Origin of the sequence: Alcaligenes sp. SORT26 (genome assembly GCF_017377875.1) — a bacterium.
Lineage (GTDB): Bacteria > Pseudomonadota > Gammaproteobacteria > Burkholderiales > Burkholderiaceae_B > Alcaligenes > Alcaligenes parafaecalis.
Window position 1 is genome coordinate 3,804,893 of sequence record NZ_CP070975.1, and the last position, 21,633, is coordinate 3,826,525.

A 21,633-nucleotide genomic window follows, 5' to 3' on the forward strand; every position below is an offset into this window, starting at 1 on the left:
CCTCATACGGCAGGGTGATCAGTGCAGAGTATGACCCTGCAGGCCCGGTTCCGGGCTGTCATCATCCTCGTCGTCGTCCTCGTCATCTGTATCATCTTCAGGCGCAAAGGCATCTTCGCTCAAGGCAAAGGGCAGCAGCTCTTCCAGCGTCTCGGTCCAGGCCACTTCCTCGCCTTCCTCGTCCACCTTGATGAAGCGTACTGGCTCTGCATCGCTGAGCTGGATCGCCCACAAATAGCGGCAGGCGTAGACAGCGTTATCTTTGGGGTCCAGACCGCCGCGGTTACCCACGATACGCGCCTGGTCGCCACCAACCTGAACAACGGTAAATTCGCTTTCGTCCTCGTTTTTGTCCAGGGGCATGGCAAAGATGACCCATTCAAACCCGGTTTCTTCTGCGCCCACGATCTCAGCCAGTACGGCACGGCCCAAATAGGCGCTCAACGCATCAGCGGTGCGACCCAGGGTTTCAAGCTCTTCGGTGGTAAATACAAGTTCAGGGGCATCAGGTGTGGACATGGTGTTTTTGGTTTGTCAGCATAAAGTGAGTATATTACCTGAGACAGGCCTGCACTCAGGCCGGGCGTCGCTCGCTTTACGGGACGGAAGCGCGCCTTTTGGGCGTCAAACGCCTACAATCCCAGTTTTCCGAACACGACCTGTTTTTCCTTTTTAGGTTTATATGGCTCAATACGTTTATTCGATGAACCGCGTGGGCAAAATTGTGCCGCCCAAGCGGCAGATTCTGCGCAATATCTCTTTGTCTTTCTTTCCGGGTGCCAAGATTGGTGTGCTGGGCCTGAACGGCTCCGGTAAATCCACCTTGCTCAAGATCATGGCCGGGGTAGATACCGAGATCGAGGGCGAAGCCATCCCCATGGCGGGGCTCAAAATTGGTTATCTGCCTCAAGAGCCCCAACTGAACCCTGAACATACGGTGCGCGAAGCCGTTCAGGCAGGCCTGGGGGCTGTGTTTGAGGCCCGCCAGCGTCTGGAACAGGTCTATGCCGAGTACGCCGAGCCTGATGCGGACTTTGACGCTCTGGCTGCCGAGCAGGCTGAGCTGGAATCCATTATTGCGGCCGCTGCGACCAGCGGTGCCGACGATATCGAAACCCAGATGGAAATCGCGGCCGATGCGCTGCGTCTGCCACCTTGGGATGCGTCTATTGCCAATCTGTCCGGTGGTGAAAAACGCCGTGTGGCCTTGTGTCAGTTGCTGTTGTCCAAGCCCGATATGTTGCTGCTGGACGAGCCGACTAACCACCTGGATGCTGAAAGTGTGGACTGGCTGGAAGTGTTCCTGCGCCAATTCCCCGGCACTGTGGTGGCGGTTACTCACGATCGTTACTTCCTGGATAACGCCGCCGAGTGGATTCTGGAACTGGATCGTGGCCACGGTATCCCTTGGAAGGGCAATTACAGCTCCTGGCTGGAACAGAAAGACGACCGTCTGAAGCAGGAAGAGGCTTCGGAAAGCGCACGTCAACGTACCATCAAGAAAGAGCTGGAGTGGGTGCGTCAGAACCCCAAGGGTCGTCAGGCCAAGGCTAAAGCCCGTCTGGCTCGCTTTGAGGAACTGTCCTCGCACGAGTACCAGAAGCGCAACGAAACTCAGGAAATCTTTATTCCTGTGGCCGAGCGTCTGGGTAATGAAGTCATCGAATTCGAGAACGTCAGCAAAGGCTATGGCGATCGCCTCCTGATCGATAACCTGAGCTTCAAGGTGCCCCCAGGGGCCATCGTCGGGATTATTGGCCCTAACGGTGCCGGTAAGTCCACCTTGTTCCGCATGCTGGCCGGTAAAGAGCAGCCGGATTCGGGCACAGTCAAACTGGGTCAGACCGTCAAGCTGGCGTATGTCGACCAGTCGCGTGATGCCCTGGCCAACGAAAAAACCGTGTTTGACGCCATTGCTGATGGCGCGGACCTGCTGACCGTAGGCCGTTTTGAAATGCCTTCGCGTGCGTACCTGGGCCGCTTCAACTTCAAGGGTGCGGATCAGAACAAGATCGTGGGCAACTTGTCCGGTGGTGAACGTGGTCGTTTGCACCTGGCCAAGACCCTGATTGCGGGTGGCAACGTCTTGCTGCTGGACGAGCCGTCCAACGATCTGGACGTGGAAACCCTGCGTGCGCTGGAAGATGCCTTGCTGGAGTTTGCGGGCTCGGTGCTGGTGATCAGTCACGATCGGTGGTTCCTGGACCGTATCGCTACCCACATCCTGGCTTTCGAGGGTGATTCGCAAGCCGTATTCTTTGATGGCAACTATCAGGAATACGAAGCAGACAAGAAGCAACGTCTGGGTGAAGATGCTGCCAAACCTCGTCGTATCCGCTACAAATCCCTGAAATAAGGAACGTGTCATGCCTGTGCTCAATGCCCATCAGTCTTTCGTCTTGATTGTTGATATGCAAACGGGGCTATTGCCCGCTATTGCAGACCACCAAGCTTTGGTCGAACGAGCCGGGAAGTTGGCACAGGCGGCGCGCCTGTTAGGGGTGCCGGTTCTGGCGACCGAGCACTGGGCCGAAAAAATCGGCCCAACGGATTCCGCCTTGCTGCCGCACGTCGATAAAGTGCTGCATAAAACGCATTTTGATGCCACGCGCGAGTCCGACTTTTTCCCTGCTTTGCCTGTTGGCCGCACACGGGTGTTGTTACTGGGTACAGAGTCTCACGTGTGCGTGTTACAAACTGGCCTGGGTTTGAAAGAGCATGGCTATGATCCGGTGCTGGTAGGAGACTGTGTTGGCTCACGCCAGCCCGAGTCCCGTCAGGCGGCCTGGGATCGCTGGGCAATGCATGGCCTGGAGCGCGTTAGCGCCGAAATGGCCATGTTCGAGTGGTTGGAAACCCCGGCCAACCCTGCATTCAAGCAGGTTCTGGCCTTGATTAAATAAACTGAACAAAAGCTGAATTACATCTGTTGCGTTGCCTAACAATAGGGTCTGGACTAATTGGCTCCAGAGGGTGAAGATAGACTTTAATGCCGTGTTAAGCACGGATACTTCACGGAGGTTTACGGATGAAAATGACGACTATCACTAAAGTGGGTATGGCCACGGTTCTGGCCGTCGTGATGGCGGGCTGCTCTTCCTGGGATGGCATGAGCAAACGTCAAAAGGGTGCCGTAACTGGCGCGGGTCTGGGTGGTGTTGCCGGTGCAGTGATTACTGATGGCGGCATTCTGGGTACGGTCGGTGGCGCTGCGATTGGTGGCGTAATCGGCGATCAGGTCGGCAAGAACCGCTAAATTCAAATTTTCTGCGTGAGCTGAAACGCTCATCGGAATAAAGCCTCAAAGCTTGGGACAGGAGTCCCGGCTTTGAGGCTTTTTCATGCCCGCTCCTCTCCATCGGATGGCAGGTCCTGGCCTTGCTATCTGCTTGCACCACACAAGCTGTGGCCAAGGCCCAGGGCACTACTGTTGATGTTTGGCATCATCCGATGCCGCAAAGAAAATGGCCATCCGTAAAGGATGGCCATTTCAACAAAACCCGGCGTGCCGGTCAGTGCGCTTTACTTGTTTTCCAGAGCACTGGCATCGATTTGCGGCATTTCGATTTTGACTTCCAGCACTTCCAGCGAGTCCTGGCGATCAAGGTTCACCTTGATGTCATCGGGATTAATCTTCACGTAGCGCGAGATCACTTCGACCAGCTCTTTTTGCAAGCGGGGCAAGTAGTCCGGGGCGACGCCGCCCTGGCCACGTTCGTTAATGAGGATCAGTTGCAGACGGTCTTTGGCGACCGTTGCCGACGTTTTCTTGTGACCGAGCAGGAAGGACAGGAAAGACATATTACTTTCCTCCGAACAGGCGCTTGAACAGGCCTGGCTTTTCGTAATCCACAAAACGCAACGGTTTTTCGCCACCCAGGTAACGATCTACGATGTCCTGATAGGCCTGGGACACATCACTTTCCTTGATATGGATAACGGGTACTCCTTGGTTGGATGCCTGCAGCACGGTTTCCGACTCGGGGGTGACCCCAATCAGTTTGATGCGCAAGATATCTTCAACGTCCTGCAAGGACAGCATCTCACCGTCCGACACACGTTTGGGGCTGTAACGAGTCAGCAGCAAATATTCTTTGATGGGCTCTTTGCCCTGTTCACCGCGTCGCGATTTGGCGGCCAGAATGCCCAGGATGCGGTCCGAGTCACGAACCGAAGACACCTCGGGGTTGGTCACAACCAGCGCATCGTCCGCAAAATAAGACGCCATCAAGGCGCCGGTTTCAATACCGGCGGGCGAATCGCACACAATGTATTCAAAGCCCATGCCTTTGAGTTCTTCCAGAACTTTTTCCACCCCTTCACGGGTCAGCGCGTCTTTATCACGTGTTTGGGAAGCGGGCAGGATGAACAGGTTTTCGATCTGCTTGTCACGGATCAGGGCCTGGTTCAGGGTGGCTTCGCCTTGGATTACATTGACGAAGTCATACACCACACGGCGTTCGCAACCCATGATCAGATCCAGGTTGCGCAAACCGACGTCAAAGTCGATGACCACGGTCTTGTGACCGCGCATCGCAAGGCCAGATGCAAAACTGGCACTGGTGGTGGTTTTGCCCACGCCACCCTTGCCGGAGGTCACTACAACTATACGCGCCATGACAATCGGATTCCTTTGTTTTTCAAGTCACATAATCGTAAAGCATAACGGGCCTAATTTTGACATCCGTTCTGCCACTTAGCCTACTGCTTAGAAACAAAACATATCAATTGCTTTGTTCGGTGTCAGCTTACACGGTTGCGCTTGCACTTGCTTGCCTGCATGGCAGGTGTTTGGTGCAAGCCACTATAAAAAGCGCCGGCAAAAGCCGGCGCCTTGTATTGCTAGGAGCTCAGGGGATCAAATCTGAGCGTATCGTCTTCCAGCGTGACGACGGCCGGTTTATTGCGCAGTTGCGCATCCAGTCGCGTTTCAATAATGCGGTACACGCCCGCAATGGCGATCAGTTCCGGGTCCAGCTCGGTGGTGAAGATGCGTGCCTTGGTATCACCGCGGGCACCGGCCATCGCTTTGCCGCGTAGTGGACCATAAACGTGGATATTGCCATCGGCGACCACTTCGGCTCCCTGGCTGACCGCACCCACCACAATCAGGTCGGTGTGACGGGCGTAGATACGCTGGCCCGAACGCAGTTGACGGTTGATGATGAGCGCTGCCGGAGCAATAGCAGGCGGTGGCGGAGCGGCCGCCGCAGGGGCTTCTGGCTGGGCCGACTGCGACAGGACCGGCACTTCCTTGTCCGGTGCTGCCTGAGCTTGGGGGCGGGCAGGCGGGTTGGACAGCTCAACGTGCGGCAAGCCGCTGTCGATAGCGTTATCGGCATGATCCGGGTGGGCGATGATGCCCACAGGATGCAGCTTGTGCTGGCGCAGGGCGGCGACCAGCGCCGTCCAGTCCACGGAAGCATCGATGGCGCTGGCGTCGATGACAACAGGCTCGTCCTCAAAGAAGGAGCCTGCGTCTTTCATGCGTTGCGCCAGTGCGGCTAACTGCTCGGCCGTGTCGGCCGAGCGCAGCACCACGCGTACGGCGTACAGCGTGGCGCTTTTGAAATCCAGGGCCTGGGGCCCTTTGGCATGAGTCTGATCGTTCACGTTAATAGCCTTAGACCCAAGTGTCTTTCAGAGTCGTTGTGCGGTTAAGAACGGGTTTCTCGGGAGTGGAGTCCACACGGTCCGCCACAAAGTAGCCCAGGCGCTCAAACTGCCAGCGGGCATCGGGCGTGGCCTTGGTGCCGGGTTCCAGCCAACCTTGAATCACGCGCAGCGAGTTCGGGTTGATGTGCTCCAGGAAATCCTGGTCGGCCGCATCGGGCTGAGGATGGGCAAAGAGACGGTCGTACAGACGAATCTCGGCTGCAATCGCGTGCTCGGCGCTGATCCAGGTGATATTGCCTTTGACCTTGACCGAGTCCGCACCGGGTGTGCCGCTCTTGGTGTCGGGCAGGTATTCAGCCAGAACCTGAGTGACATTGCCTTGCTCGTCTTTCACGCAGCCGGTGCAGCGCACGACATAGCCATATTTCAGACGTACGGTATTGCCGGGGAACAGACGGAAGTACTTTTTAGGTGGCTCTTCCTTGAAGTCCTCGCGCTCAATGTACAGGCGACCGGAGAAGGGGAACTCGCGTTGACCGGCTTCCGGATTGTGCGGATTGCGCGGTGCGTGGCACAGCTCGCTTTTGCCTTCGGGATAGTTGGTGATGATCAGTTCGATCGGGTCCAGAATGGCGACGCTGCGGTCAGCCACTGGGTCCAGATCATCGCGCAGGGCTTGTTCCAGCAGGCTGTAGTCCACGTGCTGGGCCGCTTTGGAGACACCCAGACGGTCCGTGAACAGACGGATGGCACCGGCGCTGTAACCACGGCGGCGCAAACCGGCCAGGGTAGGCATGCGCGGATCGTCCCAACCGGAGACATGGTTTTCTTGAACCAACTGACGCAGCTTGCGCTTGCTGGTGACCACGTAGGACAGGTTCAGACGGGAGAACTCGTACTGTTTAGGCAGCGGGTCGGCCAATTGGCCCAGCTCAACCAGGCGCTCCAGAATCCAGTTATAGAAAGGACGCTGGTCTTCAAATTCCAGGGTGCACAGGCTGTGGGTAATGCGCTCCAGCGCGTCTTCCACAGGGTGAGCCCAGCTATACATGGGGTAGATGCACCATTTGTTGCCGGTGCGATGGTGTTCAGCATGGCGGATGCGGTACATGACCGGGTCGCGCATATTGATATTGGGCGAACCCATATCAATTTTGGCGCGCAGGGCCATGCTGCCATCAGGATGATGGCCGTCGCGCATTTCGCGCAGCAGCTTGATCGATTCTTCGGCAGGGCGGTCGCGCCAGGGCGAGTTCACGCCTTTTTCAGTCAGCGTGCCACGGTTGGTGCGCATCTCTTCGGCGCTTTGTTCATCGACATAGGCATGGCCTGCATTTACCAGCGCTTCTGCGAACTGGTACATATGGTCGAAATAGTCGCTGGCAAAGTACAGGTTGTCTTCGTTCTTGAAGGTCCAGTCAAAGCCCAGCCATTTGACCATGTCGATAATGGCGTCCACGTACTCCTGTTCTTCTTTCTCAGGATTGGTGTCGTCAAAACGCAGGTGGCAGGCGCCTTGGTAGTCGCTGGCCAGTCCGAAGTTCAAACAGATACTTTTAGCGTGCCCAATATGCAGGTAACCATTGGGTTCGGGGGGGAAGCGCGTACGGATACGCGCGGCATCAACAGCCGCCCCTTGCTGGGTACTGGCCGGGCCTGGCTGACCGGCCCAGGATTTTTGTGCGTAACGGCCAGCGCTCAGATCCTGGTCGATGATCGTGCGCAGAAAATTAGATACGGGAGCAGGAGTGGTGTCAGAGGTCATACAGTTTGAAATAAAGAAGCCGACAGACTAATCGGCCATTTTGCCACGTTCTTGTTTTAGAGGGGTATTTACCCCATGAACGGGTTCTAAAAAATCGGGGAAGAACTTGGGGTAGTATGGTGGCGTTTGCAGGCCAATTCACCCTACACTAGCGCTCATTATGACGCACTCCGCCCTTTCTCTGTCCCATGCCCAGTTTTTCCTTAGCCTGGGCTTCATGCTGCTGTTTCTGGCTCTGGAGCTGGGACTGGCCTGGGTGCTGCTGTATTTCAAGACCAGAACCTTTGGCAACAATGCCGCCGCCTGGATGGGGGCGTACCGCTTCTGGGTGCGTTTGTTTGCGCTGGCCTTTATTTTAAGCTTTGCCGCTTCCATGCCCGTGCTGATCCAGTTCGGCAGTGTCTGGCCGGGCCTGATGGAACAGGTAGGCGATGTCATCGGCCCCATGCTGGCCGCCTCCATGCTGTCCCTGTTCATCTTCAAATCCTGCTTTTTGGGCGTGATGCTGTTTGCCCAGCGCATGCTCTCCAATCTGGTTCATACCCTGGTGGTGCTGATGGTGGCCTTGGGCGTGACCGTCACCGCTTTCTGGTTGGTCGCGATTGTGGCCTGGATGCAAGTGCCGACCGGTGTGGATGTTATTGAAGGTCATTACGTCGTCATGGACTGGCTGGATGTGTTGAGTACGCCTGCCTTGCCCTGGTACGCGGGTCTCTTGCTGGTGGGCAGTTTGCTGACGGTGGCCTTTTTCATGTTGGGTGTGACTTGCGCCCAGACGATGCAAAGACCGGTCACGGATCAGGAACGTCTGGCGTTTCGCAGCGCCTTGTTTTTAGGTGTGGTGGCCTGGGTTGCCCTGGTGTTTGTGGTGGTGGGCAATGGCTTCATGACTGCCGAGCATCAGCCTGCCAAGGCGGCGGCCGCTGCTGCCTATTGGGAAAGTGGTTCACAACCGGACTTGATTCTGGTGGCCGCCCCATCGGCCATGCAAGACAGTGTCCTGGGTGTGCTGCGCTGGTCGCATGCAGGTGGGCGCTGGTTGGGTCGTAATGACAGCGGCATACTGATGGGCCTGGATCAGTTCTCCGAGGCCATGCCACCTGTAACTCTGACGTTCTGGTCCTTCCGCGTGGCTGTGCTGGCGGGTGCTGTGATGCTGTTTCTGCTGCTCTGGGTGCTGTTGCGTACGCGCCGTTATGGCTTGGATCCGCACTCTCTCTCTTATAGAGAGCGTCAGTTAATGGTGGCCGCATCGGTGCTGGGCTGGATTATGTTGCTGGCCGGGGCCGCCTACGTATTGCTGGGTTTTCTGCCCTATCTAGTGGGTAACGATATTCAGGCCGTGCAGGTACAGAGCAAGGAAAGCGTCTTTACTGTCGGGCTGGGTGTGCTTTCTTATGGCCTGGTGTACGTCTTGTGCATGATTGGCTTTTTCCAGAAGCTGCGGCATGCAGTACGTTTCGGTGTGGTGCCGATCGCGCGTCATCGGGGGCGGGCATGATTGATTCTTTTGCGAATGCGCTGGGACTGGGTGCCCATGATCCGGCGTTCTGGATGCCGCTGGCGTTTCTGGCTCTGTTCTTTTTGATCATTGTGGCTGGCACCGTTCTGGACGGTTTTGATATTGGCGTGGGCTGCTTGTCCTTGTTGGCGCCGGACTCTCTGCGTCCCCGCATGCTGTCTTTGTTGAGTCCCTGGCGGGATGCCAACGAGTTCTGGCTGTTTCTCGGTCTGGGCCTGTTTGTCTGCGCCTTCCCCAAAGCCTGGGGGGCGGTGATGGGCGGCTTGTATGGGCCTTTATGTGCTCTGGGTGTGGGCGTTTTCGCCCGCTCCGTGTCTTTTGAGTTCCGCCTGCGTGCGCCTGTAGAGCGTCAGTCCCGCTGGCAGATGGGCTTTGCCCTGGGCTCCTGGTTGACGGCTTTTTCCCATGGCGTCTTGTTGGCTCAAGTCGTGGTGGGCTTTCAAAGCGATTCGGGCTATATCTGGTTTTCTATCTTCATGGGCTTTTGCGCCATCGCGGCCTACTGCTTGCTGGGGGCTAGTTGGCTGATCATGCGCGAGGCGGGTGAGCTGCGTGCCCGTGCGGTGAACTGGGGACGCCGTTCGGTGCGCTGGTTTGCGGCAGGGGCCGTCGGTGTTTCGGTGGTGTTGGCCTTTGTGAATGCGGGTGTGTTGCTCAAGTGGAGTGATGGCCCGTATTGGGGGCTGGTACTGTTCCTGTGGGCGCTGATACTAAGCTGCTTTGTGTCGATTGAAATGAGCCTGCAGCGCATGATCAACAGCAGCTATCGCACCACCACCTTGCCCTTTTTGCTGACCTTGTTTGTGATGGTGTCCGTCATGGCAGGGCTGGCGTTCAGTTTCTTCCCCTATCTGATTCTGGACGAGATGACGATCTGGGACGCCGCCGCTGGAGTGCCTGCGTTAAGTCTGATCCTGTCGGCCATTGTGATTGCCTTGCCCATCGTATTGATTTTCAACGTGTGGGTGTATTGGCGCATGTTTGGTTTGTCCCGCCCACCTTTGCCGCCCAGCTTTAAAGGCTGACCTTTTCTATGATTGCCCATTCCGTACTGTCGATGCGCAAGCGTCTTCAGGGTTTCAAGTGGTTGTCTGATATGCCCGCCATGCTGGCCTGGGCGGTCTTGGCCGGTATCCTGGGGGCTTTGGCGACCCTGGCCTTTCATCAGGGCATGCGCCTGGTGCAGCAAGTGGTCACGGGACAGCACGGCGGTATTGTCGCGGTAACGGAAGGCCTGTCCTGGTACATGCGCCTCTTGTTTCCCACCTTGGGCGGTTTGTGCGCCGGTATCTTGTTGTGGCTGGCGGGGCGTCTGCCTTCAGGAAGTAATTCAGACTATATGGAAGCTGTGGCCATTGGTGATGGTCGTCTGTCCATCCGCCAGGGCTTGTTGCGATCCTTGTCCTCCCTGATGACGGTGGCCTCGGGCGGCTCGATTGGTCGGGAAGGGGCGATGGTGCATCTGGCCTCTTTGTCCGCTTCCGCAATTGGCCGTTTCACTCTGTTTGGTGAAGCTCGCCTGCGCTTGCTGGTGGCCTGTGGCGCAGCAGCCGGGGTGGCGGCTGCGTATGGCGCCCCGATTGCCGGTGCCGTGTTTGTGGCCGAGATCGTGCTGGGCACCATGACCATGAGCAGCTTCGGCCCCTTGTTGATGGCGGCTGTCAGTGCTCACCTGACCATGCGCATGCTGGGTGGCTATCATGCTCCCTATGAAATGACGAATGTTCAGGCCGTTGCTGGCTGGGACATCTTGCCCTTTCTGGTGTTAGGTGTGCTGATCGGCTTGGCCGCTCCCGCTTTCCTGAAATTGCTGAATCTGTTTCGCACGCTCTTCAAGCGCACGGGGCTAGGCTTGCCCCTGCGTCTGGCGCTGGGGGGATTGTTGCTGGGATGCCTGCTGATTGTCATGCCGCGCGTGGCGGGTAATGGCTTCAGTGTGGTGTCGTCCATGTTGCACAGCGATTGGGCCTGGTATAGCGTCCTGCTTATCCTGGTATTCAAGGTGCTGGCGACCGGGCTGACCGTAGGTTCGGGCGCTGTCGGTGGTGTGTTTACTCCCGCCATCTTTGTGGGCGCGGCCTTTGGCACCCTGTTTGGTCAGTTGACCTTGCTGATCCTGCCTGGTCTGGACTTGCCCTTGTATTTGTTCACTCTGGTGGGCATGGGGGCGTTTCTGGGGGCGGCGACCAGTGCGCCGTTCATGGCTATTTTGATGCTGTTTGAAATGACGCTCAGCTATCAGTTAGTGCTGCCTTTGATTGTTGCCTGTGTCATGGCCTATTTCGTGTCGCGCGGTGTGGCTGAAGTGGCCATGTATGAAGTCACCCTGGTGCGCGAGCGCGACGCCTTGCTGCGCCACAAGTTGCGTCACACGACCCTGGCCGAACTGGTGCGCCCGGCGGATACCGTGGTCAGCACGACCACCCAAATGCGCGAAGCCCTGCAAATGTTCCTGGATTATCCCGTGCGCTATTTGTACGTGGTGAACGAGGAGCAGGTTTATCAAGGGGTGATTGCTCAACCTGATCTGACGCGTATGTTGCTGGACGACAACGCGGCCCAGGAGCGCGTGGTGGGGGATATTCTGCGTATGGATTTCGTCAAGACGCTCTACCCGAACATGAGTCTGGACGAGGCCCAGGAGCACTTTGTAAACTTCGCCGGAGAGCGCCTGCCCGTATTGAATGGTGACGGCTCGGGTCGCTTGATTGGTGTAGTCTATAAGTCTGCTGTGCTGGAAAAATACTCCGCCATCAAACGCTCCCTGGATGCGAGCGGCGAAGTGATGCTGGATGCCCGGCGCTAAACTCTTTTTGTGACATAAATCATGCGTACAAAAGCTTGCCAGCGAGGCTTGGCAGGCGGGCTGATTGTCGGTCTTGCCATGCTGTCCGCTGTTCCATTGGCTACGGCCCAAAATCGTATTGGCTTGGAAAACCTGTCTGCGACCCGTGTGTACGGCGTCGATGAGGCTCAGGCGATTCCTGCCCAGGAGCTCCCGCCTGTGGAGCCGTTTTTTGATGCCTCACAATGGCATCGCCAGGGTGATCAGGATTTGCCCAGCCCTGCTGCGTCCATGGATTTCTCTTTTTCTGATTTCAGTCTGAATGGTTCCAGTACCGCCAGCCTGGCTCGCTCTATTCAATATAGTCAGCAGTCTTCGCCTATCTGGAGTGCACGCTGGTTAAGCAGTGCACCTGATCAGGTTTGGCAGTTCGGTGAGCGCAATTGGCGCTACGTTAATGGCGATGGCCTTGAGCTAACCCTGGGGAATGACACTGTGACCGCACCGGATTGGGCGCGTCCTGTGGCGCTCGGCGGTATTAATCTTACCCAGCAGTTCGAGCAGGGTCCGACCGGACCGTGGCGTTATGCCTTGGCGGTGGGGGCGTTGGATATGACGGGCAAGCAAGATAATGGGGATCTGGTGTATGGGTCTTCTGCCAGCAGTCTGATGCTCAGTACGGATGTCACTAGCCGGACCAGTATTGATACCCAAGTGGAAAGCGCGCGCGATTTTGGGCTGACGGGTTTGGGGGCCACTTATCGTTCGCCAGACTTTGGAGTCTGGCAAGCCAGCGTGGCCCGAGCCTCCCACGCGGTGGGGCAGGGCTGGCGCTATCAGGCGGCCTATGGTCTGGACGTGCTGGATGATTTGCACCTGCAATGGCAGGGCGAACGCTACGAGGACAATTTCCTGGACTTAAGCCGTTATCAGGGCATGAAGGTAGACGCGGCCAGCAGCCGACAGGTAGTGGGCCTGTCCGTTCCTTTGCGCCGCTGGGGGGAAGTGCAGACCCAGTACGAGGTGCAGCAGGTAGTTGCCGGTGGGGAGAACCGCTACCTTGGGGTCACGCAGCAGTTCTGGTACAGTCCCCACCTTAGGGTGGGTTTACAGGCTCGCCGTCATCTGGAAAGTCGTCAGTCGAACATCGCGCTGCGTTTTTCTATTCCGATTTTTTAAGCAGGCGGCATGGCCCAGTCAGCACTTGAGGTTCTTCAGGAAGTTTTTGGTTATGACAGTTTTCGTGGTTCTCAGCACGAGATTATCGAGACCCTGATCCAAGGCGGTGACGCCCTGGTCTTGATGCCTACGGGCGGCGGCAAGTCGCTCTGTTACCAGATTCCTGCATTGGTGCGCCCCGGCACCGGCGTCGTTGTCTCTCCCCTGATTGCCCTGATGCAAGATCAGGTGGATGCGCTCAATGAACTGGGCGTTAACGCCGCTTATCTGAATTCCACCCAGGATTGGCAAACGGCCCGCGAGGTCGAGCGTGAATTCCTGACAGGGCAGTTGGATCTGTTGTATGTCGCTCCCGAGCGCTTGCTGACGGACCGCTGCCTGGATTTGTTGGCCCGCGGCCAGATTTCCCTGTTCGCCATTGACGAAGCTCACTGCGTATCGCAATGGGGGCACGACTTCCGCCCGGAATATCTGGGCCTGGATTTGTTGGCAGAGCGTTGGCCGGGTGTGCCACGGGTTGCCCTGACGGCTACCGCCACTCAGTTGACGCGGGTAGAAATTGCGCAGCGCCTGAAGCTGGAAGAAGCCCGTCATTTTGTGGCCAGTTTTGACCGCCCCAATATTTGCTACCGCATTATTGAAAAGAATGAAGTACGCAAACAGTTGCTGAGCTTCATTCAGGAAGAGCATGCCGGGCATGCCGGGATTGTGTATTGCCTGTCCCGCTCTCGGGTAGAAGACACTGCCGAGTTTCTGTGCAAGAACGGAATTCACGCTTTGCCCTACCATGCCGGTCTGGAGGCGCAGCAACGTGCCATCAATCAGGCTCGCTTTCTGCGCGAAGAAGGTGTGGTGATGGTGGCGACCATTGCCTTTGGCATGGGCGTCAATAAACCGGATGTGCGCTTTGTCGCCCATATTGACCTGCCCAAATCCGTAGAAGGGTATTACCAGGAAACGGGGCGTGCTGGCCGCGATGGCGAGGTTGCCACGGCCTGGCTGGCTTATGGTTTGCAGGACGTGGTGCAGTTGTACCGCATGATTAACCAGTCGCAAGGCGATGCGGCGCACCGGCGTCAGCAAGGTCAGGCGCTGGATGCCATGTTGGGCCTGTGCGAAACCATTTCCTGCCGCCGACAGCGCTTGCTGGCCTATTTTGATCAGCAGATTGAGCCCTGCGGTAACTGCGATACCTGCCTGGAAGCCCCGGAGGCCTGGGATGGCACGGTGGCCGCCCAGAAAATGCTGTCCACGATCTATAGATTGTGGCGCGAGCGTGGCCAACGGTTTGGGGCAGGGCATCTGATCGATATCCTGCTGGGCAAAACCACCGAGCGGGTCAAAGAGCACGAACACGACAAGCTGACGGTCTTTGGTGTGGGCAAGGAATTGTCCGACCAGGCCTGGCGTGGTGTATTGCGCCAATTGCTGGCACATAGTTTGGTGACTGTTGACCCGGAAGGTTATGGCACCTTGTTACTGACCGACGCCAGTCGCGAAGTTTTAAAAGGGGAGCGCACCTTGATGTTGCGCCGCGAAACCGTAACACGTGGACCGGCTGCGCATCGTGTCAAAGGTCAGGCCCCGGTAGGCCCCGCGCTGGAGCCCGATCAGCAAAGACGCTTCGAGGCTTTGCGTGCCTGGCGGGCGGCTACCGCACGCGAACATGGCGTCCCTGCCTATGTCATTTTCCATGACGCGACTTTGCGCGAAGTGGCCATCCGCTGCCCCAGCTCAGAGGCTGATCTGGAGCCGATTACAGGCATTGGGGTGCGTAAACGGGAGGCCTACGGCGAGGCTTTGCTGCGCTGCGTTCAAGAGTTCCAAACACAATAAAAATTGTTAACAGCGCAAAGATTGGTTGCATTTTAAAATGCCGAATCCGCTATATGTAGTAGAATGATGCCTATTCCACACTACATATGGTGTGCACCAAATGACGTCGGCGGCTGCGAAAGCCGCTTCTTCCGTCAATCTTTATCGATTCCGAGACTGAAATGCAATCAACCGAACAGTTAATGGTCACTAAACGAGATGGCCGTACAGAACCTATTAACCTCGACAAGATTCACCGAGTGGTTGATTGGGCCGCTGAAGGTCTGAGTAATGTGTCTGTCTCTCAAGTAGAGCTGCGCTCTCACATTCAGTTCTATAACGGTATTCGCACCAGCGACATACACGAAACCATCATCAAGTCGGCAGCGGATCTGATCTCCGAAGATACGCCCGACTACCAATATCTGGCGGCTCGCCTGGCGATTTTCCATCTGCGCAAAATCGCTTTTGGTCAGTTTGAGCCACCGACCCTGTTTGATCACGTGACGCTTCAAACCAAAGAAGGTCGCTACGATCCCCATCTGCTGCAGGATTACACACGCGCCGAGTTCGATGAGCTGGATGCTCACCTGGATCACTGGCGTGACATGAACTTCTCGTACGGTGCGGTCAAGCAGTTGGAAGGCAAGTACCTGATCCAAAACCGCGTGACCAAGCGCATCTACGAAAGCCCCCAGTTCTTGTACATGCTGGTGGCCATGTGCCTGTTCGCTCGTTATCCTGCTGAAACCCGTCTGAGCTTTATCAAGCGCTTCTATGACGCGGTATCGCAATTCAAGATTTCCCTGCCCACGCCCATCATGGCTGGCGTGCGCACACCTACCCGTCAGTTCAGCTCTTGCGTGCTGATCGAATGTGACGACAGTCTGGACAGCATCAATGCCACGACCAGCGCCATCGTTCGCTACGTGTCCCAGCGAGCCGGTATCGGCATTAACGGTGGTCGTATTCGCGCCGTAGGCAGCGAAATTCGTGGTGGTGAAGCCCAGCACACCGGTTGCCTGCCTTTCTTCAAGATGTTCCAGGCCGCTGTGAAGTCTTGCTCGCAGGGCGGCGTGCGTGGTGGTGCAGCGACCCTGTTCTACCCCATGTGGCACCTGGAAGTGGAAACACTGCTGGTTCTGAAGAACAACCGTGGTGTGGAAGAAAACCGTATCCGTCACCTGGACTACGGCGTTCAGATCAACCGCCTGCTGTACCAACGTCTGATCAAGGGCAGCCATATCACGCTGTTCTCGCCGCATGACGTACCCGGCCTGTACGACGCTTTCTTCGCAGACCAGGACGAGTTCGAGCGTCTGTACGAAAAGTACGAACAAGATCCCGCCATTCGCAAGCGCAGCCTGCCTGCCGTGGAATTGTTCTCCCTGCTGATGCAAGAGCGCGCCAGCACGGGCCGTATCTACATTCAGAACGTGGACCACTGCAATACGCATAGCCCCTTCCAGGCCGACCGCGCCCCTGTGCGTCAGTCCAACCTGTGCATGGAAATTGCGCTGCCCACCAAGCCCCTGAACGATCTGAACGATGCCGAAGGCGAAATCGCCCTGTGCACGCTATCGGCTTTCAACCTGGGTGCTTTGGAGTCCCTGGACGAGCTGGACAGCCTGTCCGAACTGATTGTGCGTGCTTTGGATGCGCTGCTGGACTACCAGGATTACCCGGTCAAGGCCGCCTTGAACGCCACCAACAAGCGTCGCTCCCTGGGCGTTGGCGTTATTAACTACGCCTACTATCTGGCCAAGAACGGCACCCGTTACTCCGACCCTGCTGCCCTGGGCCTGACCCACCGCACGTTTGAAGCCATTCAGTACTACCTGTTGAAGGCATCGGTGCAGTTGTCGCGTGAGTACGGTCCTTGCGAGGCTTTCGACGAAACCACGTACGCTAAGGGCCTGCTGCCTACCGACACTTACAAGAAAGATGTGGATGGTATCTGCAACGAGCCCCTGCACCTGGATTGGGAAGCCTTGCGTGCTGATATCGTCAAGCACGGCCTGCGCAACTCCACCCTGACCGCCTTGATGCCTTCGGAAACGTCCAGCCAGATCGCCAATGCCACCAACGGTATTGAGCCTCCGCGTGGTCTGGTGTCCGTCAAGCAATCCAAGGACGGTATCTTGCGTCAGGTGGTGCCTGAATTTGAAAAATATAAGGATCAGTACGAATTGCTGTGGCAAATGCCCGGTAACGACGACTACCTGAAGTTGGTTGGCGTGATGCAGAAGTTTGTCGACCAGTCGATCTCTGCGAACACCAACTATGACCCACAGCGGTTCGAGGGTGGACGCGTTCCGATGAAGCAACTGCTCAAGGACCTGCTGCTGGCCTACAAATATGGCGTGAAGACCTTGTACTACCACAACACCCGCGACGGTGCCGACGACTCGCATGGCGAAGTCGAAGACGACGGTTGCGCAGGTGGCGCGTGCAAGATCTAAGCAAGGGTAAAGAGCATCATGACTACCTATAGTACTTTTTCTAAAACGGATAACGACCAGCTCAAAGAACCCATGTTCTTTGGGCAGCCGGTTAACGTGGCTCGCTACGACCAGCAAAAGTATCCGATTTTTGAAAAGCTGATTGAAAAGCAGTTGTCCTTCTTCTGGCGTCCGGAAGAAGTGGACATCACCCAGGACCGGATCGACTACCAGAACCTGCCTGACCACGAAAAGCATATTTTCATCAGCAACCTGAAGTATCAGACCTTGCTGGATTCCATTCAGGGTCGCAGCCCCAACGTGGCCTTCCTGCCTCTGGTTTCCATTCCAGAGCTGGAAACCTGGATTGAAACCTGGGCTTTTTCCGAGACGATTCACTCGCGCTCGTACACGCACATCATTCGCAATATTGCCAATGACCCGTCCGTTATTTTTGACGACATCGTGCGCAACGAGAACATCCAGTTGCGTGCTGCTGACATTTCCTCGTACTACGACGAACTGATCACCGACACCATGCTGTACGCCCAGTTGGGCGAGGGCGAGCACGAGATCAACGGTGAAACCCGTACGCTCAGCGTCTACGAGCTGAAGAAAAAGCTGTATCTCTGCATGATGAGCGTCAATATTCTTGAGGCCATCCGCTTTTACGTCAGCTTTGCCTGCTCCTTCGCCTTTGCCGAGCGCAAGCTGATGGAAGGTAACGCCAAGATCATTCGTCTGATTGCGCGTGATGAAGCGCTGCACCTGACTGGCACACAGCACATCATCAATATCATGCGTTCGGGCAGTGATGATCCCGAGTTCGCCCAGATTGCCCGCGAGCTGGAACCCGTCTGCTTTGAAATGTTCAAACATGCCGCCGAGCAAGAGAAGCAGTGGGCGGATTACCTGTTCCGTGACGGTTCCATGATTGGTCTGAATAAAGACATTCTGGGTCAGTACGTGGAATACATCACCAATATCCGTATGGGTGCAGTGGGCCTGAAGCCTGCGTTTGAGTCCGTCAAACACAACCCCATTCCATGGATCAACACCTGGCTGTCCTCGGACACCGTGCAGGTGGCACCCCAAGAGGTGGAACTGAGCTCTTACCTGGTCGGCCAGATCGATTCGGCCGTGTCGGCCGGCGACTTCGACGGTATTGAACTATGAGTCTAGTCCGGACAACTGATGATCACTTTCAGTTGCGGGACGGCGAAACCTTGTTGGAAGGTTTGGAGAGAACCGGCCATCAGGTTGAGTATCAATGCAGGAGCGGCTATTGCGGCTCCTGCCGTATTCCTCTAGTTTATGGAAAGGTTGCTTATAAAGAGCAGCCCTTGGCGTATGTCGGCCCAGGCGAGGTTCTACCGTGTTGTTGCACGGTAATCGAGCCGATCATGGTCGATTGTCAGCGCGTTGCCCGGATTCAGGAGGAACCAGAGGATCAGTTCGGCTTTACCGGGCTGAACCCCTGATTCCTTTGTCTTTCTTTAGCTGGCCAAGCGTTTTTCTTCCAACTTTTCCCAACGCTCAAATAACTGCTCCAGGTCACTGTTGAGCTGATCCAGTTGTTGGTTGATCTCGTCAGCTCGAGTGGAACCGTCTTTGTACAGATCCGGTGCGCTCAGTTGTTCTGCCAATTCGGCCTGCTGACTTTCTATGGCTGCAATTTTCTCGGGCAGCGCGTCCAGTTCCTTTTCTTCCCATGATGCCAGACGGCTTACCTTGGCTGCTTTGCCACCGCGCTCGGCTGCCGGTTTGGTGGCGGCGGCAGGAGTGGGTGCTGCATTGCTGGCTGATGCCTGTGTCGCTGCGTTGGCCTGGGGGCGTTGCGCCAGCCATTCGTCGTAGCCACCCACATATTCGCCCCAAAGGCCTTGGCCTTCAGCGGCAATGACCTGAGTGACCACATTGTCCAGGAAGGTTCGGTCGTGGCTGACCAGCAGTACGGTGCCGGTGTAGTCCTGAATCAGGTCTTCCAGCAGTTCCAGGGTTTCAATGTCCAGGTCGTTGGTCGGCTCGTCCAGTACTAATACATTAGTGGGTTGAGCAAACATGCGTGCCAGCGCCAGTCGGGCTCGCTCGCCACCGGACAGGCTGCGTACGGGAGAGTGGGCGCGGGCGGCTGGAAACAGGAAGTCTTCCAGGTAGCTCATGATGTGCTTGCGCTGATTGCCGATTTCTACCCATTCGCTACCGGGGCTGATGGTGTCGGCCAGCGTGGCGTTTTCATCCAGACGGCTGCGCATCTGGTCAAAGTAGCCAATATTGAGTTTGGTGCCGTGGCGCACAACGCCGGAATTGGGCTCTTGCAAGCCCAGCATGATGCGCAGCAAGGTGGTTTTGCCTGCGCCGTTGTGCCCAATCAGGCCAATACGGTCGCCACGCATCAGCACGGTCGAGAAATCCTTGATCAGTACGCGGCCATCGTAGCCGTGGCTGACATCCTGCAATTCGGCGACCAGCTTGCCGGAGCGCTGGCCTTCGGAAATGGCGAATTTGACGTCGCCCGAACGCTCACGACGCTCGGCACGGTCACGGCGCAATTGCTCCAGGCGGCGCACGCGGCCCTCGTCGCGAGTGCGACGCGCCTGTACGCCTTTGCGAATCCAGACTTCTTCCTGGGCCAGAAATTTATCAAACTTGGCGTTTTGTTGCTTTTCAGCCTCCAGGAACTCGGCTTTGCGTTCCTGCCATTGGCTGAAGTTGCCGGGAAAGCTGAAGAGTTTCCCGCGATCCAGTTCGATGATGCGGGTGGTCACTACATCCAGAAATCGGCGGTCGTGGGTAATGATGACGGCACTGCCGCGAAAATCCAGCAGCAGTTGTTCCAGCCAAAGAATGCCATCAAAGTCCAGGTGGTTGGTGGGCTCGTCCAGCAAGAGCAGATCGGGTTCTTCCACCAGCGCATTGGCCAGGGCCACGCGTTTGCGCTGGCCGCCAGACAGGCTGCCGGTCAGAGCGTCGGGGTCCAGCCCCAGCTTGTCCATCAAGGCATTGACGCGGGCAGGGCGCTGCCAATCTTCGGTTTCAGTGAAATCGCCACACAGAAAATCGTAAATGCTGACTTCGGGATCCAGCTCGGGTTCTTGCTCGACGGTGGCAATTTTCAGCCCGCCCAGTCGTTTGACCTGGCCGTCGTCGGGAGCCTGGCGTTGATCCAAAATTTTCAAAAGTGATGATTTACCAGCACCATTGCGCCCGATCAGACCGATGCGTTCGTTTCTTTGTATGACCAGATCGGCATGGTCCAGCAAGGGATGGTGGCCGAATGCCAATTGGACATCGGTCAGGGAAATCAGATTATTGGACATAAGACTCCAGATAAAACAGCGCGTCCTGCGAATTTCTCTATTGTCGCAGGTTACAATGCATCTGTGAGGCAGGCTGGGCAGTCGCGGTACGCAAGTATCGAGGAAGGTCCGGACTCCATAGAGCAGGGTAGCGGCTAACAGCCGTCCGGCAAGGCTGGCATCACGTCAGATAAGCCGAGGACTAGGGCCACAGAGACGAGACCACAGCAAGGGCTTGCGCAAGCAGGCACAGATACGGCCACTTCCGTGTTTTCTTGCACTTCGGTGCAAAGTGCTGTGGGGTGAAACGCGGTAACCTCTACCCGGAGCAATACCAAATAGGCATACGCAGGCTTTTTAGCCGATAGGCGGCTCGTCTTAGTATGCGGGTAGGTAGCTAGAACCGGCCAGTAATGGTCGGTCCAGAGGAATGATTGCCGGTCAGCGGGTTCCCGCTGGCATACAGAATCCGGCCTATAGGCCTGTCTCACACTTCTCCTGGCATTCGCCACCAATTGCACCGATTTCGTACATTTGAAAGCAATTGTTAAGGATGTTGAATCCTTGGCAAGAGTCGCTTGTGCGCGTTTTTATAACAATTCACTTTTAATGCGCCCTGCAATTTCTTGATTTCACACGGTATTTTTTTTTAGTCACTTCTAGGATAGTGCGCTAAGTGCTTGTTGTGATTGAAAAAATTGCAACCACTGCCTTGACCGCAAAGGCTTTCCCCCGTAGAGTGGGGAAAAGTAGGAAATAGTGTAAAAAAGTGGGGGAAAAAAGTGTTCCAAGGCAGCAGCGCACTCACACTGGATGCTAAGGGTCGGATGTCCATTCCGACTCGGCACCGTGACGCGCTTTTGCAGCAGGAACAAGGCCGCTTGACCCTCACTCGCCATCCCGACGGCTGTTTGCTGGTGTATCCGCGCAGTGTGTGGGAAGAAAAGCGCGAACAAATTGCCCGCTTTCCCATGAGTGCCCGTTTCTTGCAACGCCTCCTGCTGGGCAGTGCTCAGGACGTTGATCTGGACTCCGCTGGTCGGATATTGATCGCTCCCGAACTGCGCGCCGCAGTTGGCCTGGAGCGCGACGCCATGCTGCTGGGTATGGCCACCCATTTTGAGTTGTGGAATGCGCAGGAACTGGAACGCCGTCAGGCCCAGGATCTGGCAGAAAGCTCCACAGACGTATTCGACACTTTTTCTTTCTGA

At 56.5% G+C, this 21,633-nt stretch carries 18 protein-coding genes and 1 other RNA gene; 13 read left to right on the forward strand and 6 right to left on the reverse strand.

Going from position 1 to position 21,633, the window contains the following annotated elements; genetic code table 11:
- Positions 1-18: 18 nt before the first annotated feature.
- The gene (locus JYG33_RS17375; protein ID WP_207873387.1) at positions 19-519 is read right to left on the reverse strand and encodes a hypothetical protein; all 501 of its coding nucleotides are present in this window, start codon (positions 517-519) and stop codon (positions 19-21) included.
- A 163-nt stretch (positions 520-682) separates the two neighbouring features.
- Between JYG33_RS17375 and ettA the strand changes: the two genes are divergently transcribed.
- The 3 genes from ettA to JYG33_RS17390 all read left to right on the forward strand — a co-directional run bounded on the left by ettA (position 683) and on the right by JYG33_RS17390 (position 3,256).
- Complete coding sequence (gene ettA, locus JYG33_RS17380) at positions 683-2,356, forward strand: energy-dependent translational throttle protein EttA (RefSeq protein WP_207873388.1); 1,674 nt, start codon at positions 683-685, stop codon at positions 2,354-2,356.
- Between the two features lie 10 nt (positions 2,357-2,366).
- Entirely contained in the window at positions 2,367-2,903 is a 537-nt protein-coding gene (locus JYG33_RS17385; protein ID WP_207873389.1) for an isochorismatase family protein, read from the forward strand.
- A gap of 125 nt (positions 2,904-3,028) precedes the next feature.
- On the forward strand, positions 3,029-3,256 hold the full coding sequence (locus JYG33_RS17390) for a glycine zipper 2TM domain-containing protein (RefSeq protein ID WP_153229215.1): 228 nt from the start codon (positions 3,029-3,031) through the stop codon (positions 3,254-3,256).
- A gap of 266 nt (positions 3,257-3,522) precedes the next feature.
- On the opposite strand, the gene minE is transcribed toward JYG33_RS17390, so the two are convergent.
- From minE to JYG33_RS17410, 4 genes are all read right to left on the reverse strand, one after another.
- Complete coding sequence (minE, locus tag JYG33_RS17395; protein ID WP_042483380.1) at positions 3,523-3,801, reverse strand: cell division topological specificity factor MinE; 279 nt, start codon at positions 3,799-3,801, stop codon at positions 3,523-3,525.
- 1 nt (position 3,802) lies between these two features.
- Entirely contained in the window at positions 3,803-4,618 is an 816-nt protein-coding gene (gene minD, locus JYG33_RS17400) for a septum site-determining protein MinD (protein ID WP_207873390.1), read from the reverse strand.
- Between the two features lie 224 nt (positions 4,619-4,842).
- Positions 4,843-5,613 carry a septum site-determining protein MinC gene (gene minC / locus JYG33_RS17405; protein WP_207873391.1) on the reverse strand — a complete coding sequence of 257 codons (771 nt, stop codon included), beginning with the start codon at positions 5,611-5,613 and terminating at the stop codon, positions 4,843-4,845.
- A gap of 10 nt (positions 5,614-5,623) precedes the next feature.
- Positions 5,624-7,381: a glutamine--tRNA ligase/YqeY domain fusion protein gene (locus tag JYG33_RS17410; RefSeq protein WP_207873392.1), complete on the reverse strand. Its 1,758-nt coding sequence runs from the start codon at positions 7,379-7,381 to the stop codon at positions 5,624-5,626.
- A gap of 160 nt (positions 7,382-7,541) precedes the next feature.
- On the opposite strand from JYG33_RS17410, the gene JYG33_RS17415 reads away from it, so the two are divergent.
- From JYG33_RS17415 to yfaE, 8 genes are all read left to right on the forward strand, one after another.
- Complete coding sequence (locus JYG33_RS17415; RefSeq protein WP_207873393.1) at positions 7,542-8,882, forward strand: cytochrome ubiquinol oxidase subunit I; 1,341 nt, start codon at positions 7,542-7,544, stop codon at positions 8,880-8,882.
- Positions 8,879-9,928, forward strand: coding sequence for a cytochrome d ubiquinol oxidase subunit II (locus tag JYG33_RS17420; RefSeq protein ID WP_207873394.1), 1,050 nt, complete (start codon positions 8,879-8,881; stop codon positions 9,926-9,928). Before JYG33_RS17415 ends, JYG33_RS17420 begins: the two co-directional genes overlap by 4 nt.
- A gap of 8 nt (positions 9,929-9,936) precedes the next feature.
- Complete coding sequence (locus tag JYG33_RS17425) at positions 9,937-11,709, forward strand: ClcB-like voltage-gated chloride channel protein (protein WP_207873395.1); 1,773 nt, start codon at positions 9,937-9,939, stop codon at positions 11,707-11,709.
- A gap of 21 nt (positions 11,710-11,730) precedes the next feature.
- The gene (locus JYG33_RS17430) at positions 11,731-12,867 is read left to right on the forward strand and encodes a hypothetical protein (protein WP_207873396.1); all 1,137 of its coding nucleotides are present in this window, start codon (positions 11,731-11,733) and stop codon (positions 12,865-12,867) included.
- Between the two features lie 9 nt (positions 12,868-12,876).
- Positions 12,877-14,703 (forward strand): DNA helicase RecQ, encoded by a 1,827-nt coding sequence (recQ, locus tag JYG33_RS17435; RefSeq protein WP_207873397.1) that lies wholly within the window; start codon positions 12,877-12,879, stop codon positions 14,701-14,703.
- A gap of 161 nt (positions 14,704-14,864) precedes the next feature.
- Positions 14,865-17,144: a class 1a ribonucleoside-diphosphate reductase subunit alpha gene (gene nrdA / locus JYG33_RS17440; RefSeq protein ID WP_207873398.1), complete on the forward strand. Its 2,280-nt coding sequence runs from the start codon at positions 14,865-14,867 to the stop codon at positions 17,142-17,144.
- Positions 17,145-17,162: 18 nt separating this feature from the next.
- Positions 17,163-18,299 (forward strand): class Ia ribonucleoside-diphosphate reductase subunit beta, encoded by a 1,137-nt coding sequence (gene nrdB / locus JYG33_RS17445; RefSeq protein WP_207873399.1) that lies wholly within the window; start codon positions 17,163-17,165, stop codon positions 18,297-18,299.
- Positions 18,296-18,604: a class I ribonucleotide reductase maintenance protein YfaE gene (gene yfaE, locus JYG33_RS17450; RefSeq protein ID WP_207873400.1), complete on the forward strand. Its 309-nt coding sequence runs from the start codon at positions 18,296-18,298 to the stop codon at positions 18,602-18,604. The genes nrdB and yfaE overlap by 4 nt, the downstream gene beginning before the upstream one ends.
- A 15-nt stretch (positions 18,605-18,619) precedes the next feature.
- Here the strand turns inward: yfaE and JYG33_RS17455 are convergent, their stop codons facing one another.
- Positions 18,620-20,443, reverse strand: a complete 1,824-nt coding sequence (locus tag JYG33_RS17455; RefSeq protein WP_207873401.1) for an ATP-binding cassette domain-containing protein — start codon at positions 20,441-20,443, stop codon at positions 18,620-18,622.
- A 65-nt stretch (positions 20,444-20,508) separates the two neighbouring features.
- Between JYG33_RS17455 and rnpB the strand changes: the two genes are divergently transcribed.
- Positions 20,509-20,915: RNase P RNA component class A (rnpB, locus tag JYG33_RS17460), an RNA gene on the forward strand.
- Positions 20,916-21,204: 289 nt separating this feature from the next.
- On the forward strand, positions 21,205-21,633 hold the full coding sequence (mraZ, locus tag JYG33_RS17465) for a division/cell wall cluster transcriptional repressor MraZ (RefSeq protein WP_207873402.1): 429 nt from the start codon (positions 21,205-21,207) through the stop codon (positions 21,631-21,633).

Excerpts from the sequence above, each read along its gene's own strand:
- nrdB (WP_207873399.1), top strand. The coding sequence starts at position 17,163 with ATGACTACCTATAGTACTTTTTCTAAAACGGATAACGACCAGCTCAAA.
- JYG33_RS17375 (WP_207873387.1), bottom strand. The coding sequence starts at position 519 with ATGTCCACACCTGATGCCCCTGAACTTGTATTTACCACCGAAGAGCTT.
- recQ (WP_207873397.1), top strand. The coding sequence starts at position 12,877 with ATGGCCCAGTCAGCACTTGAGGTTCTTCAGGAAGTTTTTGGTTATGAC.
- JYG33_RS17415 (WP_207873393.1), top strand. The coding sequence starts at position 7,542 with ATGACGCACTCCGCCCTTTCTCTGTCCCATGCCCAGTTTTTCCTTAGC.
- nrdA (WP_207873398.1), top strand. The coding sequence starts at position 14,865 with ATGCAATCAACCGAACAGTTAATGGTCACTAAACGAGATGGCCGTACA.
- ettA (WP_207873388.1), top strand. The coding sequence starts at position 683 with ATGGCTCAATACGTTTATTCGATGAACCGCGTGGGCAAAATTGTGCCG.
- JYG33_RS17420 (WP_207873394.1), top strand. The coding sequence starts at position 8,879 with ATGATTGATTCTTTTGCGAATGCGCTGGGACTGGGTGCCCATGATCCG.
- JYG33_RS17390 (WP_153229215.1), top strand. The coding sequence starts at position 3,029 with ATGAAAATGACGACTATCACTAAAGTGGGTATGGCCACGGTTCTGGCC.
- JYG33_RS17410 (WP_207873392.1), bottom strand. The coding sequence starts at position 7,381 with ATGACCTCTGACACCACTCCTGCTCCCGTATCTAATTTTCTGCGCACG.
- JYG33_RS17425 (WP_207873395.1), top strand. The coding sequence starts at position 9,937 with ATGATTGCCCATTCCGTACTGTCGATGCGCAAGCGTCTTCAGGGTTTC.
- yfaE (WP_207873400.1), top strand. The coding sequence starts at position 18,296 with ATGAGTCTAGTCCGGACAACTGATGATCACTTTCAGTTGCGGGACGGC.
- minE (WP_042483380.1), bottom strand. The coding sequence starts at position 3,801 with ATGTCTTTCCTGTCCTTCCTGCTCGGTCACAAGAAAACGTCGGCAACG.
- JYG33_RS17455 (WP_207873401.1), bottom strand. The coding sequence starts at position 20,443 with ATGTCCAATAATCTGATTTCCCTGACCGATGTCCAATTGGCATTCGGC.
- minD (WP_207873390.1), bottom strand. The coding sequence starts at position 4,618 with ATGGCGCGTATAGTTGTAGTGACCTCCGGCAAGGGTGGCGTGGGCAAA.
- JYG33_RS17385 (WP_207873389.1), top strand. The coding sequence starts at position 2,367 with ATGCCTGTGCTCAATGCCCATCAGTCTTTCGTCTTGATTGTTGATATG.
- JYG33_RS17430 (WP_207873396.1), top strand. The coding sequence starts at position 11,731 with ATGCGTACAAAAGCTTGCCAGCGAGGCTTGGCAGGCGGGCTGATTGTC.